Genomic DNA, 12984 nt, shown 5'->3' with positions numbered 1-12984 from the left:
CTCCATTCGTAAAAGAAATCTATTTCGACTCTTCGAACCCGATCAACCGTTCGGACATCGTCGTCATATCTGCAATGAACTGGTTCTGCTCTTCGACACTCGCCTTACTCAGTCGTGCTCCACCGGCCATCTGTGCGTCCGAGATCATCTGAACGAGCACCGGGGGCGAAACGCAGGGATCTACATCGTGAACCTGTCGAATACGTTCGACGAAGCGTACGTAGCGGCTCACGAGCTTTTCGCGAACTGCTGACCAACTGCGCTCGACCTCGGAATCCACCCGCGCCCGGTGCTCGATCACCGCGAGCAGGTCCCCGTAGGTGTACACGGCCGTGATGAACGCCGACGTGGTCGTTCTGAGAACTTCGCGTAGATCCTCGGCCGCTGGCCCCTCCATGTGCTGGGCGTCGAGAAACCGTCGGCACATCATTTCGGCGACGGCACGAAAGACCTCGTCCTTCGACGAGAAGTACGCGTAGAAGGTCGCTCGGGACACATCGGCCCTGGTGGTGATGGTCTCGACGGTCACGGCGTCGTATCCGAGTTCGCCGAAACAGAGGGCAGCGGTGTCGAGCAGGCCCGCCCGACGTGGACCGTCCCCGAGCTTGCGGGCTGTCCGCGCTCGCTCCTGCGTTTCGCTGGTGGTCACCGTCACAGTGTGTGTTGACGTTGACGTCAATGTCAAGAATCGCGGGACCGACACCTCACTTCGGCCTTTTGTTCGGGTCACCCTTTCACGGCACATATATCGGGTGTAAGACTCTGCTCTAATGTTTTCCGCCTTTCCCAGAAGGAGTCAGTTCCGTGCCGGAAGAATTCGCGTCACCCTCGTATTCCACAATCAAGGAAACAGTGGCGGGTTTGATGCCGGCACTGGAGTCGGAACTCGTCGAACTTGTTCGTATCCCGTCGATAGCAACCGAGGGTTTCCCCAGCGAACCCCTGTTCGGGGCTCACGACCTGATCGTTTCTCTACTGGAGAAGGCCGGAGTCACGAAGATAGAGAAACTCGAAATAACAGGTAAAACTGCGCCCGTCATCATCGCAACAGTTCCCGGCCCAGAGGGAGCCCCGACCGTACTGATGTATTCGCATTACGACGTCGTTCCTGCCGACGACGTCGAACTCTGGGAATCTCCCCCTTTCGAACCGACCAAGCGTGACGGCGCGATATACGGCCGCGGCACTGCAGATTCGAAGGCAAATGTCATCGGCATGATCGGCGCACTTCGCGTATTCGACGGAAAGCCGCCGGTGACCGTCAAGCTCGTCATCGAGGGCCAGGAAGAATTCGGCAGCCCCTTCGACAACTATCCGCCGGAGGCCCCCGAATTGTTTGCGGCCGACGCAATGGTCATCGCCGATGTCGGCAGTGTTCGCCCCGGCTCACCGACCTTGACCGTCGCATTGCGCGGATCTGCCCAGGTGATCGTCGAACTGACCACTCTCGGCGCCGACAAGCACAACGGCCTTTACGGCGGCGCTGCACCCGACGCCCGCCTCGCGCTCATCCGCGCACTGGCGTCCCTGCATGACGATAACGGTGACGTGGCGGTCGACGGCCTCCTCCGCGAACCGTGGACCGGCAGTTCGTACACCGAGGAAGAGTTCCGCACCCTCGCCGAGATCCGCGACGGGCTCCCACTGCTCGGAACGGGCGGCATCGGCGAACGCATCTGGTCGGGCCCGGCAATCACCGTGACCGGTATCGACGCTCCCCCGGTGGACGGCGCCGTCAATGCTGTCGCCAGCACTGCCCGCGCTGTGGTCAATCTGCGCGTGCACCCACGCCAGCCGGCAGCGGACGCGCAAGCTGCGCTGATACGGCATCTGGAAGCCCTGCGCCCCTTCGGTTTACAACTGACAGTCACCGCAGGAGAAACCGGCGACGGATTCGCGGCAGCCGAAGGCGGACCGGCCTTCGACGCGGCACTGTCGGCGCTCTCGCAGTCGTGGGGTGAGCCGGCCGGGCTGATGGCAGGCGGCGGCTCGATCCCCCTCGTCATGGCCTTGGATACAGCAGTGCCGACCGCCGAGAAGTTGTTGTTCGGCGCCACCGACGGCTACGCGAACATCCACGGCCCCAACGAACGCGTCCTGCTCGACGAGCTCGAGAAGGCCGTCGTCGCCAAGGCACTGTTCTTCCAGGAATACGCACACACCTTCGAGGGGAAGAAATGAGCACCGAGACCGACACGGGATCCGCACCTACTCCGGCCAAGAAGAAGTTCGAGTTTCCCGGTGCGGTCACGATGCTCGCGATCGTCACCGTCCTGGTCTGGGTTGCAGCACTGTTCATTCCGGCCGGACGCTTCGGCGTCGACGTGGACGGCTCACCCGTTCCCGGCAGCTTCGAGACCGTCACGTCTCCGCTCTCGTTCTGGGAACGAATCCAGCAACTGATCCTCTCTCCCGTGAACGGCCTGTACGGCGTACAGGATTCGATCACCGGGTTCGTCGACACCGACAACATCGGACGGCTCTTCGGTTCGGTCGGCGTAGTCCTCTTCATCATGGCGCTCGGCGCCTTCATCTCCGTCAGTTTTGCCACACGCAGCCTGGAAACCGCTGTCTCCCAACTTGCTACCAAGCTCAGCGACAAGGGCTGGCTGCTCATCACCGTCATCATGGTGCTGTTTTCACTGCTCGGTTCGACGATGGGCTTCTCGGTCGAGACCTTCGGCTTCTACGCCTTGCTCATACCGCTGATGACGGCACTGGGCTATGACCGCATGGTCGCGGCCACCATGATCATCCTCGGCGCACTGGTCGGAAACATGGCGTCGACGGTCAACCCGTTCTCGATCGGCGTCGCCTCCGGCGAAGCAGGTGTCTCCATCGGTGACGGCATCGTGCTGCGCGTGATCCTGTGGATCGTATTGACCGCATTGGCAGTGGTATTCGTTCTCCGCTACGCCGCAAAGGTGAAGAAAGATCCGTCCAAGTCGCTTGTCGGTTTCGACATCGAGGACGACGAAGACGAGGAACCGGCCGAGCCGGTGGACATCGACGGCAAGCTCACCGGAACTCAGAAGCTGGTACTGCTCATCACCGGACTCACCTTCGGACTGATGATCTTCTCCGTCATCCCCTGGTCGAGCATCTTCGGCGCCACCACCGGACCCGCCGAGTACGACGCGTACCACGTCACGGCAACCGAGCCCTACTGGTTCGAGTTGAACTGGTGGTTCCCACAATTGGCGATGTTGTTCATCCTCGCCGCCGTTCTCGTCGGCATAGTCGCGAAGATGGGTGAGAAGAAGATCGTCTCCCTGATCACGCGTGGAGCCGGCGACATGGTCGGCCCGGCGATCGTCATCCTGCTCGCTCGCGGCGTCTCGGTGATCATGACCAACACCGAAACCCTCGACACCATCCTCAACGCGATGGAGCAATTGGTCAGCGGCGCTTCGGCCGGAGTCTTCGCCATTCTCGTGATGCTCGTCAACATCCCGTTGGCGTTCCTGATCCCGTCCAGTTCCGGTCACGCCACCCTGGCGATGCCGCTGCTCGCCCCGCTGGGCGACTTCGCCGGAGTCAGCCGCGCACTCGTCATCACCGCCTTCCAGATGGGCCACGGCCTCATGCTGATGGTCGCCCCGACCAACGTCGTCGTTGTCGGCGGGCTGGCCATGGCGAAGGTCGGCTACGACAAGTTCCTGCGCTTCGTCTGGCCACTGCTGCTGATCAACTTCGTGATCGTTGTCGTGGTGATCGGCGCGGCAGCGGTATTCGAGTAGTTCAGGCGTGGTGGGCCTCGCGTGCCGCCGTCTCCAGACGGTCGTTGTACTCGGCCCACCACGCCTCATCACCGGGAGCCAGATTGTTGTCGCCCGCCTTCATCCCCGCGGCGCCGTCGATCAGCTCCCGCACGATGTCCGCGTGGCCGGCGTGCCGATGGATCTCGGTGACAACGTGAACGAGTATCCGGTGCAATGTGACGTCGCGACGATCCTCCGGCCAGTGCTTCACGAAGCCGGGGGCGTCCAGATCGTGCTGCTCGATCGTGGCGTCAGCGAAAGCCCAGGTGCGGCGATAGGTTTCGACGATGTCGGCACTGGACTCATCGGCGCGGGCCCACATGTCGACGTTGAGTTCCTCCGAACGCAACCACGCCGGTAGATCGGGAACCCGACGGCCGAACGTCGGACCGAAATACCCGAGCTCGACGCCGATCATGTGTTTGACCAGTCCCAACAAGTTGGTCCCTGTCCGGGTCATCGGACGCCGAATGTCATACTCCGACAGCCCGTCGAGCTTCCAGACGAGCGCGTCACGTGCTGCCTGCAGGTACCGCTGGAGATCTTCCTTTTCCGAGTTGGTGGTCATGAAACCAACCTAAACCGAGTGGAGCAGACATTGACAGCGGTGGAGGATCTGACCGAGGTTGCATCCCGGGCCGTCGCCGCCGAGCGTGACGCCCGGTCGGTGCGCTGGCACAACCCGGCAGCCGTCCGCAAGGCCGCCGCGTCCGTGCGTGATTCGCTCGACGACGAACGATCAGCGCTGAGCCGACCGTCGTACAGCGGGTTGTCGCCGTCGCCGCACATGGCTCGCCAACTCGAACTGATCACGACGTTGCAGCCGCCACTGCCCGCCGACGCCGGCATCAGCACCGCCGCGCAGGCCGAGGCCGACGCCGTTGCCGCCGTGACCACCGCACGGATAGCCTTGCGCGCCGCCCACCTTGCGGTTCTCGAAGCACGCGTCGCCGCGCTCGATGCCGGTGACACCGATATCGTCGCCGCCGCGATCCGCGGTTACGTCCCGCTGAACTCGGGCAACCCCGTCGTCCGGCACGTGCAGGATCTCGGCTCCCGGATCCGTGAGGAAGCACGGCACGTCGTGAGTGGCAAGCCTCGGTCGATCGCTTTTCGGCTGGGGCTGAGCCTCGGAATGGGCTTGGCATACCTGGCATTCATTCGCCTCTTCCATTGGGACGCCAAGGAAGATCGACTGCCTTACCTTGCGCTGTACGCACTCTCGGGTGTGGTCGGAAGCGTCGTGTGCACCAATGCGCTCAGCTTCGACGCCGGCCGCGTCCGCGCTGCTTTGTCCGGCGGAACCAGGCTCTGGCACGTCCTCGTCGCGAAGAATGCGATGATGCTGCTTCTCGTCGGCAGCGCCGGGTTCCTGCTCAGTGCCATCCTCGCGTGGCGCTCCGGAAGCAGTGCTGATCTGGTGAAGGCGTGCGGTCAGGTACTGACCATGATCCTGCTGTGGCTCGGCGTCGCCAACGTGATGTCCGTGGCCTTGCCGCTGCGGGCCGAACCGATGACGGCGAGGCGCCACGACGGCACGTGGAAGCAGTTCCTGCTGTCTTTCGTCATCTCGTACGGTGTCGGACTGATCGTCAATCTGATGCTCTACTGGCGAGTCTGGGCGAAGACGACGCTGCTCGAGCAGATGGGCGGTCCGTGGATTCCGGTCCTGTTGCTCCTCGCGAGCGCGGCCGCGACGTGGCTGTTGCTGACCGTCCTGGCCGTACTCCTGGCCGAGCAACCACGCTTCCGGCGAGGCTTGCAACGGGAGATGGTGGTCTACCGCGAAAAAACCAACCACCCGCAGGCGACCATTCAGCACAATTCCGGCTAATGTAACCGTGCGTGGCTGATCCGGGCACGTCGCGAGTACACGCAGTGTCGAGGAAGGCGTGACCCATCATGTCCGTAAAGCCTGGCGCAGCCGATACGTCGGCCGCCGTAACCACCGCCTCCTGGCTACCACTGATCGTGGTGGTCCTCACGCAGATTCAGGCGTCGTTCGCCGTCAATGCGCTGACCGTCTCGATGGCCGGAATCACCACCGATCTCGACACTCCTGCAACAAGTGTCGGCACCGCGATCACCGCGGGTACCTTTGCCATGGCTGCCTTCATTCTGCTGGGCGCCAAGATCGGCGCCCGCTACGGCACGCGTTTGGTCTTCCAGATTGCCGTCGCGATTCACGGTCTCGCGATGGCTGCGGTCGCTCTGAGCCAGAGCCCGGCAATGCTGTTCGTGGCGCAAGCCGCGTCCGGCGCCGTGATCGCTCTCATCGCCCCCGCGTTGACGGTTTTCATCGCCACGAACTTCAGTGGCGATCAGCAGGCAAAGGCCATCGGTTACCTGGCAGCAGCAATCCCAGCAGCCGGTGTGCTGGCACTACTCATCGCCGGTTCCTTCGCGACGACCATCGGGTGGCGTTACTCCTTCGCCCTCGTCGTGGCGCTCGCCGTGGTCAACCTGGTCCTGAGTTTCCGTGTCAAACCTGTTCCCCCGCAGAAGGACATCACCATCGATTGGGCCGGGGCCGCACTGGCTGCCGTTGCCGTCATCCTGCTCAGCTTCGGTTTCAGCGGCCTGAACTCGTGGGGCGTCATCCTGGCCACCGACGCTGCGCCGTTCTCGGTCATCGGTGTTTCACCCGCGGCCATCCTGATAGTCCTCGGCACCATCTGCGCGCAGGGATTCTTCCAGTGGACGCGAAGCCGCAAGGCGCAGAACAAGCCTCAGCTCTTCAACCTCGACGTCCTCAAGACCGGCGCCGAGCGCGCCACCACGATTTGCATGGCGACGATGATGTTCGTGGGAACCGCGGCCAACTTCCTCATTCCGCTGTACATGCAGATCATCCAGGGCCGCAGCAGCTTGCAGACGTCGTTCTCGATCATCCCGTACACACTCTCGATCTTCATCGCGAGCACCGTCGTCGCGCGCCTGTACAAGACGTACTCCCCGCGTCTGATCGCACGAGCCGGGTTCGTCGTTGTTGCCGCTGGACTCATCCTGTTGGCCTTCACCATTCGTGGTGACTGGCATCAGATCTTTGTTGTCATCGGCCTGATCACCCTCGGCCTCGGGCAGGGCGCCATCGTTGCGCTGGTGTTCAACACCCTCCTCACCGCAGCTCCCAAGGAACTGGCCGGTGACGTCGGCGCCTGGCGAGGACTGGTACACAACATGTCCGGCAGTGTCGGCATCGCGGTGGCCAGCGTGTTCGCCGTCGGAATCCTGGGTACCCTCGTCAGCTCGCAACTGATCGACAACCCCACCATCCCGGCATCGCTCAAGGTCGAGTCAGGGATCAATCTCGACCAGGTCAACTTCGTCCCCAACGATCAACTCGTCGTGACGCTCGAAAACACCTCCGCGACACAGGCACAGATCGACGAAGCCATCCGGATCAACACCGAAGCGCGCCTGCGCGCACTGCGAACCTCGCTCCTCGTACTCGCCGGGCTCTCTCTGCTCGCCATCATTCCGGCCGGGCGCATGCCCAACGAAGTACCTGCTCTGGAAGAACCGCAACCCACGAAGGGCAAGAAGTAACCGATGTCCAACCAAGACCAATTCGGTCCGATCGAATACGTTGCCGTCGAGTTTCCCGGCAGTGCACCGACCTCCGCGGGATTCGAGCAGCTGCTCGCTCTCGTGGACTCCGGAGTGATCCGCATCCTCGACCTCGAGTTCGTCACCAAAGCCGCCGACGGATCGGTATCCGTCGTACCGGCGTCCACCTTCGAACTCGTAGATTTCGATCTGGCGCAGTTCGACGGCGCTGCCTCCGGACTGCTCGACGTCGGCGACATCGCTGCCGTTGGTGACGAGTTGGCCGCCGGAAGTGTTGCCGCCGTACTCGTCTACGAGGAGCTGGCCATACTGCCGGTCATCGAGGCCTGGACCCGCAGCGGCGCAAAGGTTGTCACCGAAGGTCACCTGAGCTTGGACGAACTGGCTGCTGCACTGGACAACACCGCACCGGATACCACGGAGAAGGACGCATGAGTTTCTTGAGGCGAGCCGGCCGGGTAGCCGTCGCAAGCTCCATTCACGGCAATGTTCAGCGCCGTCAGCGGACCCGTTGGGCCGCCGAAGATCAGGCCCGCGCAGCGCAGGTCCAGCCGGTGCCGCCGATTCCCGATCTACCGCCCCTCCCGCCGCAGGCAGCTCCGGCAGAATCGGAAATGTCGATGGACGCGAAGCTCGAACAGCTCACCAAGCTGGGCGAACTCAAGAATGCCGGCGTATTGACGGAGGCCGAGTTCGAGACCCAGAAGGCGCGCATCCTCGGCTGAACTAGCTGGGCCGCCCGAGTGCAAAAGCCATGACGGGAAGCTGCGTCGTCGCGAGATTCAACAGAGATGCCACTCGCGCATCCGTGAATCCTGCGATGGCGCAGCCCACAAGTCCCATCGCCTCGGTCACAAGGTACAGATTCTGAACCAGCACACCGGCATCCACGTGCATCGTGCGGTAGTGCCGCATCGCGTACTTCTCGAGCGGCGCTTCCACGTTCGCGACGACAAACAGAAGAACCGGGAACACGTCGACGAACTCGGGCTGGAGAAGGCTCGCTCGAAGGTTTCCTTGTACGTCACCCGGCCGGACGGCCTCAGCACGGCCTTCCTGGATGTACCGGTACACCCCGGCGCCAAGCGAGTGTCCGGGATGGCTGACAACAAACGACAGCGTCAGTTCGCGCATCCCACCGGCCGTCGGGCTGCTGACCAGACTGTGGTGCAGCACATTTGACAGCTCGCCGATTCCCAAAGCAACTTGCGCTGGGTTGTAGTGGCTCCGTCGTGCCTGCAAGATGTCCGGAAAGTCCCGGGCCGGTAGTGGCGTCGGGGCCGGTAATTCAACGAACTCAGGCGTCACCGGCGGCAGTGCGGCCTCGTCGAACAGTAGCTCCGACGGAGCCACCGTCCGGTCCAGCGCAGCATGCAGCGATACGACGGCCTCGACCCGCTCGAGGGCGGTCAAGACCTCACGAACCCGGGTGCAGCAGACGAGATACCTCGGCAGCTCCGTCGATCGACACCAATTCACCGGCGAACCACGCCTCCGGAACGGCAAAGATCGCATTCGATGTCGCGGCGGGGGTTCCGGCAAATGCCGTCCGCGCAGCATCCAGGGTGGATTCCCGAGCCGACTCGGTGGAGTAGACGACGAGGACGGCCTTCGGCGACTTCGCGAGCACCGATTCCGTGGCTACCTGGCCGAAGTACTTTCCGTCGGGAAGGTCGTTCTCGAAAAGATTGCTTCCCCCGGCGGCCTCGAGCACACTGCTGTAGAGGCCCCTGGCCAGAGCATAGGACTGTCCCTCCGAAACCTGAACCATCACAGTGGGAACCGGCTCCTGCCCCGCGACAGATGCCTCGGTTGCTGCGAGGGACTTCTTGCCGTCGGCCAGGAGGGTTGCTGCCGCGTCACTTGTTTCGGTCAAGGCGCCGAGACCGTCGAGGTCGGACCAGACGTCGTCGATCCGCCCCTCGGTGACGGCCTTGTGGCAGTAGCCGCTGTTTACGAAGATCGGGATGCCGAGGTCACGCAATTCGTCCATGCTCTGCAGTCGGTCACCGTCGAACCAGTATTCCCCGTCGGAGACGATCAGATCCGGACGGGCGTCGAGCAATGCTTCTTTCGCGGGAACTCCGGTGCTCAGTACCGGCACGGCCGCGAACTGATCCGCGAGTTCGGGGCTGGGAGGAGAGAGATCGGTATTCGATTGTCCGACAATGCGGTCGGCGGCACCAAGTTGAATCAGAAGCTCTGTCATCGACGGATACAGCGAGACAATCCGCTCCGCCGTCTTGGGCAACGTGACCTCGCGGTCACAATTGGTGACGGAAATCTTCTCGGACGACGACGTCGCCGAATCCGCCGTGGAGTTTCCGCATGCGGTCAGTACTGCAGTGGCGGTAACGGCCGAGCACAACAGCGCGGCAGTACGTATCGAGGATTTCAAGACACTGCTTCTTTCGTGTGTAGGAGCGGAGGGGCGAACGAGAGCAAGGGACGCCCGGTCAAGGGGTGAGTGCCGAGATGCACCTGAACCCCGAAGACTTCGGACAGCAGGTCCTCGGTGAGGACCTCGGCCGTTGGTCCTGTCGCGACAACTACCCCGCCGGAGAGCAGACAGACGTAGTCGCAATACGCTGCGGCCAAAGCGAGTTCATGGATCGCGACAATCGTCGTAGTACCGAGTTCGGCGACCAATTCCATCAGTTCGAGTTGAGCTCGGATGTCGAGGTGGTTGGTGGGCTCGTCCAAGACCAGCACCGACGGTTGTTGAGCGATCGCCCGGGCCAACATCACACGCTGCTTTTCTCCGCCGGACAGTTCGGCGAAGAGTCGTGATCCGAAGCCGTGCATACCGGTTCGTGCCAGTGCGGCACTGACGATGTCCCGGTCGATTTCACCGAGTCGAGAGAATGCGCTGTGATGCGGCGTCCGGCCCGTCGCCACCACCTCGCGGACGCTGAACGAGAAGTCGGATGAATGCTCCTGCCCCACAACACCGATGATGCGTGCTGCGGATCGTGGCGAGAGATCGTCCCACACGTTCACCTCGTCGACCTTCACGATTCCGCTTCTCGGCTTCATCGAGCGGTACAACGCGCGCAGGAGGGAGGACTTTCCACTGCCGTTCGGCCCGACGAGTCCGACCACGCTCCCCTCGGGCGCTTCGAGATTTACGCCGGAAACCACCAGACGCCCACCTCGAACGACGTGAATCCCGCTGGCCGACAATCTCATGACTGCGCACCTCCGTCGCGTCGAAGTAACCAGAGGAAGAACGGGGCACCCAATCCGGCGGTGATGATTCCGAGTGGTAATTCGTTGGGCGCATCCAACATCCGAGCCGCAAGATCGACGATCACCAGGAAGGTTGCACCGACCAGCGCGGTTGCCGGCAGCAGCTTGCGATGGTCGGATCCCACGAGGAGTCGTACGGCGTGCGGCACGAGCAGCCCCACGAAACCGATTCCGCCGGCAACGGATACAACAACCGCGGTCAGCAACGACGCGATCACCAGTAGTAGCAACCTGGTACGGCGCACGTCGACGCCCACCGATTGCGCGCTCTCGTCTCCCATCGCCAGCGCGTTGAGTTGGCGAGACTGCGTCAACAGCACTGCCGCACAGACGGTGATCACCGCGGCGGGCACACCGAGATCCGACCAACCTGCCCCGCTCACCGAACCGAGTAACCAGAAGAGCACTCCCGAAAGCTGACTCGGATCGGCGCGCAACTGCACAAAACTTGTTGCAGCCGAAAGCAGATAGCCGATGGCAACTCCGGCCAAGACCATGCGCAGCGGGACAAGCATTCCCTCGCGCCGACCCAGTACGAGAACCGCGATCAGGGAAACCATGGCCCCCAGGAAGGCTGCCACCGGAACACCGATCGACAGGCCGGTTCCGATGCCCGTCGTCATGATCAGCACTGCGCCGAAGGACGCTCCCGAACCGACACCCAAGATGTACGGATCGGCAATCGGATTGCGCACCAACGCTTGCAGTACCGCGCCGGCCAGTGATAACCCGGCACCTGCCAGTGCCGCGATCAGAATGCGCGGGACCCGCAGTCCCCACACGATCCGATCGAGCAGCGGGTCGACCGGCGGCCCACCGACGTGCGCGTACAACACCGCAAATACGTCGGCGAAGGACAGCGACGCAGCGCCCGACCACACCGCGACGGTAGAGACGGTGGCAAGGACCACGGCCGTGGCCAACATAAACGGGACGTATCCGCGGTCGCCGACGGGATGCGCACGCGACGGGGCATCAGGTACTGCTTCGCTGGTCAGCGTCATCGCACTCCTGAAGAGGTGGGGGTTCACAGGGATGAACAGGTGGATCTAACCATAACGACAGTCGTTTTCATTAATAGTGACATGCTCATCTGTGCGGACAAGGATCGGTCCGCAGGGCGCTCACCCACGCGAAGAGTGCCCCGACCAGCGCAAAGCTGCACGCAACGAGGTAGGCGGTGCCGATATCCCAACGTCCTGCAATTGCCCCGGCAATCAAGGCACCCACCGGCGAACCACCCCAGGCGACCATCCTCGCCGTGGTGTTCACGCGCCCCTGTAGACGATCCGGAGTCAGACGCTGACGTGCACCGATGCCGTTGAGGATCGTGACAGTCGCACAGCCGGAGTAGACGGTCAGAGCGGTGATCGCGGCGGCGGTGTTGCTGGTTGTCGCAACGACGAACAGCACCACCGGGGCGATGGTCAACGCACCGACAGTGATCGCGCCGACCGGCCATTGCCCCGGTAGGCGTGGGAGCAAGACTGCGCCGACCACACCACCCACGGAGACTGCCGTCCACACGGCCCCGATCATCGGACTCGACGTCGAAATCCCCAGCCTCTCGGACGCGTACACCACCAGGAGCGCCGTGACAGCACCCTGCGTCAGCGAATTGACGAAGCCGACGCCGGTCAAGGCTCGCAGGAGCGGAGACTGCCAGAGGAAGCTGAGGCCTTCGCGTATGTCACGCGCAATTCCGGGTTCCGACTTCTTCGGCGCCGCAGGAATACTCGAGAACGAGGCTCCGATCGACGCCATGGCCAGCCCGGCCAATACGTAGGCCAGTGCATCGGCACCCAATGCGTAGGCCGGGCCGATCGACGCCACGAGCACTCCGGCAATAGCCGGAAAGGCAACATCGACGAGCGTGCTGGAAGTCCACAGCGCACTGTTGGCGGCCGGTATTCTCTGCCGACCGACCAGGGCAGGCAAGGCTCCGAAAGCTGCGGCATCGAACCACACGAAACACGTTCCGATGCACATCGATACGCCGACCGCGTGCCATGCCGTCAACACACCGAGCGCCTGCGCCGCCGGAATGCTCGCCAAGGCAAGAGCAGCAACGGCCTGCGCACACAGGATGACTGTCCGTCGGTTGACTCGGTCTGCCACGGCGCCCGCGAACAAGCCGAACACGAGGTACGGCAGAACCGTCCCCGCAGCCGCGAGCGAGGTGAGAAACGGAGACCGGCTGATGTCGAACACCAGGATCGGCATTGCCACTCCGGTGACGGCCGCACCGGCCACGGCAATCGTGCGAGCCGTGAAGAACAATCGAAACGATCTGTCCCGAAACACATGTGGTTGCGCTTCGGCGGATCCCGTCGTCGAGGTCTCGCTCATGTATGCACTCTCTTGTACCTGTTGCTCTCCGTGGCGATCTTTCGTACGGTGGCAT

The 12984-nt window shown here is 62.9% G+C and carries 13 protein-coding genes; 6 read left to right on the top strand and 7 right to left on the bottom strand.

The features are described from left to right. Positions 1–19 precede the first annotated feature (19 nt). Positions 20–655, bottom strand: coding sequence for a TetR/AcrR family transcriptional regulator (locus AC3WQS_RS14230; RefSeq protein WP_019746323.1), 636 nt, complete (start codon positions 653–655; stop codon positions 20–22). A gap of 149 nt (positions 656–804) precedes the next feature. On the opposite strand from AC3WQS_RS14230, the gene AC3WQS_RS14225 reads away from it, so the two are divergent. Together AC3WQS_RS14225 and AC3WQS_RS14220 are read left to right on the top strand one after the other, a co-directional pair. Beyond that, on the top strand, positions 805–2181 hold the full coding sequence (locus AC3WQS_RS14225; RefSeq protein WP_492712054.1) for a M20/M25/M40 family metallo-hydrolase: 1377 nt from the start codon (positions 805–807) through the stop codon (positions 2179–2181). After that, positions 2178–3740 carry a YfcC family protein gene (locus tag AC3WQS_RS14220; protein WP_492712053.1) on the top strand — a complete coding sequence of 521 codons (1563 nt, stop codon included), beginning with the start codon at positions 2178–2180 and terminating at the stop codon, positions 3738–3740. The genes AC3WQS_RS14225 and AC3WQS_RS14220 overlap by 4 nt, the downstream gene beginning before the upstream one ends. 1 nt (position 3741) lies before the next feature. Here AC3WQS_RS14220 and AC3WQS_RS14215 read toward each other — a convergent pair whose 3' ends face one another. Next, positions 3742–4329: a DinB family protein gene (locus tag AC3WQS_RS14215; protein WP_019746321.1), complete on the bottom strand. Its 588-nt coding sequence runs from the start codon at positions 4327–4329 to the stop codon at positions 3742–3744. Positions 4330–4347: 18 nt separating this feature from the next. On the opposite strand from AC3WQS_RS14215, the gene AC3WQS_RS14210 reads away from it, so the two are divergent. The 4 genes from AC3WQS_RS14210 (at position 4348) to AC3WQS_RS14195 (ending at position 8056) form a co-directional block, all read left to right on the top strand. Further along, positions 4348–5595, top strand: coding sequence for a hypothetical protein (locus AC3WQS_RS14210; RefSeq protein WP_047889354.1), 1248 nt, complete (start codon positions 4348–4350; stop codon positions 5593–5595). A gap of 68 nt (positions 5596–5663) precedes the next feature. Continuing rightward, positions 5664–7310, top strand: coding sequence for an MFS transporter (locus AC3WQS_RS14205; protein ID WP_053062044.1), 1647 nt, complete (start codon positions 5664–5666; stop codon positions 7308–7310). A gap of 3 nt (positions 7311–7313) precedes the next feature. Then, positions 7314–7766: a DUF6325 family protein gene (locus AC3WQS_RS14200; RefSeq protein ID WP_047889353.1), complete on the top strand. Its 453-nt coding sequence runs from the start codon at positions 7314–7316 to the stop codon at positions 7764–7766. After that, a complete protein-coding gene (locus AC3WQS_RS14195) occupies positions 7763–8056 on the top strand; it encodes an SHOCT domain-containing protein (RefSeq protein ID WP_019746316.1) in 294 nt (97 codons plus the stop codon). Before AC3WQS_RS14200 ends, AC3WQS_RS14195 begins: the two co-directional genes overlap by 4 nt. A gap of 1 nt (position 8057) precedes the next feature. On the opposite strand, the gene AC3WQS_RS14190 is transcribed toward AC3WQS_RS14195, so the two are convergent. The 5 genes from AC3WQS_RS14190 to AC3WQS_RS14170 form a co-directional block, all read right to left on the bottom strand. Next, positions 8058–8744: a SagB family peptide dehydrogenase gene (locus tag AC3WQS_RS14190; RefSeq protein ID WP_492712052.1), complete on the bottom strand. Its 687-nt coding sequence runs from the start codon at positions 8742–8744 to the stop codon at positions 8058–8060. Between the two features lie 4 nt (positions 8745–8748). Then, positions 8749–9729, bottom strand: coding sequence for an ABC transporter substrate-binding protein (locus tag AC3WQS_RS14185; RefSeq protein ID WP_492712051.1), 981 nt, complete (start codon positions 9727–9729; stop codon positions 8749–8751). Then, positions 9726–10520: an ABC transporter ATP-binding protein gene (locus AC3WQS_RS14180; RefSeq protein WP_020905693.1), complete on the bottom strand. Its 795-nt coding sequence runs from the start codon at positions 10518–10520 to the stop codon at positions 9726–9728. The genes AC3WQS_RS14185 and AC3WQS_RS14180 overlap by 4 nt, the downstream gene beginning before the upstream one ends. Further along, positions 10517–11584: a FecCD family ABC transporter permease gene (locus AC3WQS_RS14175; RefSeq protein WP_492712050.1), complete on the bottom strand. Its 1068-nt coding sequence runs from the start codon at positions 11582–11584 to the stop codon at positions 10517–10519. The genes AC3WQS_RS14180 and AC3WQS_RS14175 overlap by 4 nt, the downstream gene beginning before the upstream one ends. Positions 11585–11669: 85 nt before the next feature. Then, on the bottom strand, positions 11670–12929 hold the full coding sequence (locus AC3WQS_RS14170) for an MFS transporter (RefSeq protein ID WP_492712049.1): 1260 nt from the start codon (positions 12927–12929) through the stop codon (positions 11670–11672). Between the last annotated feature and the right edge of the window lie 55 nt (positions 12930–12984).

It is taken from the genome of Rhodococcus sp. FW305-130, from assembly GCF_058788335.1.
Note: the sequence above shows the minus strand (reverse complement) of the source record. Positions and strands in the feature narration are given on the sequence as shown.